This is a genomic window from Wolbachia endosymbiont of Cylisticus convexus (assembly GCF_003344345.1).
This window is the reverse complement of sequence record NZ_QPIP01000147.1, coordinates 1-3,081: the sequence shown is the minus strand read 5'-3', so window position 1 is coordinate 3,081 and position 3,081 is coordinate 1. Positions and strand designations below refer to the sequence as shown.

General features: G+C 34.1%; 4 protein-coding genes. 3 read left to right on the top strand and 1 reads right to left on the bottom strand.

The features are described 5' to 3' along the window. The coding region (locus Wcon_RS09335; protein ID WP_114516781.1) for an IS256 family transposase at positions 1–828 on the bottom strand (828 nt) is incomplete at its 3' end. Positions 829–887: 59 nt separating this feature from the next. On the opposite strand from Wcon_RS09335, the gene Wcon_RS09330 reads away from it, so the two are divergent. The 3 genes from Wcon_RS09330 (at position 888) to Wcon_RS12625 (ending at position 2,682) form a co-directional block, all read left to right on the top strand. Continuing rightward, positions 888–2,102: a recombinase family protein gene (locus tag Wcon_RS09330; RefSeq protein ID WP_237350140.1), complete on the top strand. Its 1,215-nt coding sequence runs from the start codon at positions 888–890 to the stop codon at positions 2,100–2,102. Between the two features lie 146 nt (positions 2,103–2,248). Then, positions 2,249–2,494, top strand: a complete 246-nt coding sequence (locus Wcon_RS09325; protein ID WP_114517832.1) for a hypothetical protein — start codon at positions 2,249–2,251, stop codon at positions 2,492–2,494. A 59-nt stretch (positions 2,495–2,553) separates the two neighbouring features. Beyond that, the gene (locus Wcon_RS12625) at positions 2,554–2,682 is read left to right on the top strand and encodes a hypothetical protein (protein WP_255565546.1); all 129 of its coding nucleotides are present in this window, start codon (positions 2,554–2,556) and stop codon (positions 2,680–2,682) included. Positions 2,683–3,081 lie beyond the last annotated feature (399 nt).

Genomic DNA, 3,081 nt, shown 5'->3' with positions numbered 1-3,081 from the left:
ACTGGATACATATTTCAGAGAATTTCTTATTTGGTGTACTATACATAGCTGCACTTCTGCACTGGGAAATACACTGTTGATGGCTGCAGGAAAGCTTTTTAGCCCATCTACACATGCAATCAGAATATCTTCTACTCCTCTTTCTTTGAGGTTATTTAGCACTTCCAACCAAAAGTTAGCTCCTTCACTTTCAGCCAAATAAAAGCCCAGGACTTCTTTTCTGCCATTTTGGTCTATGCCCAATATATTGTACATACATTTACTTACGCAATGTCCATCCTCCTTGACCTTAAAGAACATCCCATCCATAAATACTATCGGGTATACTGATTGCAGTGGACGACTACGCCATTCATTGATTATAGGCAGTAATTTGTCGGTAATACTTGATATCTCTGCTACCGATATTTTGTGATCATAAATTTCCTCAACGTGTGACGCTATATCTCTATAGCTCATACCACTGGCAAATGTGCTCAAAATCTTCGTTTCAAGCTCTGGATGTAAGCTTGTTTGCCTTTTTTTGACTATTTGCGGCTCAAAACTTCCTTCTCTATCTCTTGGCGTTAACAGCTCAAATGAACCTGCACTTGTACGTAAAGTCTTTCCATTCCTCCCATTTCTGCGATTATTTTCTTCACTTTCAGCTAATAAATGGTTTTCTATTTCACCTTCTAGACTCGCCTCCAGCAGCTTTTTTATAAATGGTGTTAATGCTCCCTCCTTTCCTGTCAACGGTCTTCCTTCTCGTATAGACGACAGGATATTTGTTTCCAACTCTTTATAATCTACCAATCCGTTAGTTCTGTTTACTACTTTTTGACTCATTGTCAAACCTCCATTTTTAAATTGATATAAATTACTTTTTTTCGGTTTGACACACTTTTTTGAACATTCCCGACAGTATAGATGTAACATCATTTTTTAGAAGGCACCGAGTAAATTTTGTAGCAGTAACGCAGATATTTGACAATAATACGCCAATGGGAAAGTTCGTACAAACGGTATTATCAGGAGCAGCACAACTAGAAAGAGAAATGATTGTAGAAAGGGTAAAAAATAAAATAGCAACATCAAAAGAGCAAGGATTATGGATGGGAGGAACTTTGCCGCTAGGGTATGATGTAAAAGATAAAGAATTAATAATAAATGAAAAAGAAGCAAGGACAGTGAAGCATATATTTGAAAGATATTTGGAGCTGAAGTCAATGGCAGAATTGTCAAGGGAGTTGAATAGTCAAGGTTACAGAACAAAATCAGATATCTTTAAAAAGGCAACGGTGAGGAGGATAATAACAAATCCAATATATACTGGAAAAATTAGACATTATGAGAAAGAGTATGAAGGAAAACATGAAGCAATAATAGAAGAGGAAAAATGGAAAAAAGCACAAGAGTTGATAAAGGATCAGCCGTACCGAAAAGCAAGATATGAGGAGGCGTTGCTTAGGGGAATAATTAAGTGCAAGAGTTGTGAAGTAAACATGACACTGACGTATGCAAAAAAAGAGAATAAAAGGTACCGATATTACGTATGCAACAATCATTTAAGAGGAAAAGGTTGTGAATCAATAAACAGAACTATAGTAGCGGGAGAAGTGGAAAAAGAAGTGATGAAAAGAGCCGAACGCTTATATGAAAAATGGGGAGAAAAAGCAGAAGAGTGGAAAAATTTAAGTTTTGGAAAGCAGAAAGAAGTAGTGAAGAAATTAATAAAGGGAGTAATGGTAAAAGAAGATGGAATAGAAATATGTTCTGAATCAGAGGAAAAATTTATATCAATGAATTTAAAGAAGAAAGGAAAGAAATGCACAGTAGTAGAGCCAGAAGGCAAAACAAATAATGCGTTACTGAAAGCAGTGGTAAGAGCCCACCTGTGGAAACGTCAGCTAGAAAAGGGAAAATATGGAAGTGTGAAGGAGCTGAGTGCCAAAATTAATATAGGTACAAGACGTATACAGCAAATTTTAAGGTTAAATTATTTAGCACCAAAAATTAAAGAAGACATAGTAAATGGGAGACAGCCAAGGGGTTTAAAGTTAGCTGATTTGAAGGAAATACCGATGCTGTGGAGTGACCAACTGGAGAAGTTTTATGGTTAAACCTTTAACAGTAGTTTATTCGAAGTGCAAAGAATAGGTTAGGAAATAAAGCAGTGTTAATAAAAAGAGCTGTAAGTATGACGCAAGAATTTAGATTATTTTAGTTACTTTATTGTATAACTTGCTTTTTTCAAATAGAGGATTATATGAGTAAAATAACTTTTTTAAAAGGCAAAGAACTACTTAGAGAGGAAATAGAATCTTGTTTTAAGCAGGCAAAAATGGCAGAGGAGCCAGATCTACAGGAGCTTATGTGTATGGAGCAAGCTGAATTGATATCAGCAAAGCTTGGATGCCTTGAATATAATACAGAATTAGAGAAACTTAAGTGCCTTATAGAGCCGGAAAATGGATCACCAGTAATTATGCAAGAGGAAGTGCTTATTATCTGATCAAGTTGGTGTAGTGTAGTATGATTTGAGTGATTCCATAAACATTGTTTCAATAGGAAATGATAATTCAAGTTGAAAACAAATTAAGAATTGAAAGAAAAACTAGCCTGGCATTGGCTGAAAAAGAGGTTAGTTTTTCTTGTGTTATGGAGGAAGCTCAAAAGAGAAATACCGATGCTATGGAGTGAGCAATTAGAGAAGTTTTATGGATTAGTGTTGTAACGTTTATAAATAATGCTCACAGAAACTTATACTCAAATATGTAAGGATATTAACATAAAATAGCGAAGATCTTGATACATGTTAACAAATAGTTAAAAGCAGGAAAATCTTTCCAGCAAGGAATGACAAGTTACTTATGAGTTTAGTTCAAAATTTTAGTTAATAAATTAACTTATATTGACTTATATAAAAATATTAGTTACACTATTAGTAGTTTATTAATAAAAGAGGCTAACATCATGACAGATTTTATAGATTTTTTCAATAATGATTCAGAATTTGTTGATGATAACTTTTATTATGAAGTACACAAATATAATAAAGATGGTCAGCATATTAAAGATGATTTTTACTTATACTCGCTG